The organism is Aeromonas sp. L_1B5_3 (assembly GCF_963866575.1).
In the GTDB taxonomy this organism is placed as follows: domain Bacteria; phylum Pseudomonadota; class Gammaproteobacteria; order Enterobacterales; family Aeromonadaceae; genus Aeromonas; species Aeromonas jandaei.
Map to the genome: position 1 here is coordinate 1 of NZ_CAWMDN010000093.1, position 221 is coordinate 221.

The 221-nt window shown below is 57.5% G+C and carries 1 protein-coding gene; it reads right to left on the minus strand.

The features are described from left to right. The coding region (locus AACR93_RS05610) for a protein-glutamate methylesterase (RefSeq protein WP_043852314.1) at nt 1–221 on the minus strand (221 nt) is incomplete at both ends.

A 221-nucleotide genomic window follows, 5' to 3' on the forward strand; every position in this document is an offset into this window, starting at 1 on the left:
GGTAATAAGCTCCGCTGCGCTTGATCATCATGTGTTTGCCACCCGGCGCGATCAGCGCCAGTCCCGGGATCACCCTGTCATTGTTCTTGGCTTCTCTCACTTCTATTTGGCATACCCCGTTGAGACGCTCGGCAAACATGGCGGTAAATTTTTCCGGCATGTGCTGCACGATCACTATGCCGGGACTGACCCGGGGGAGGGCGGTCAGGACAGCTTCCAGC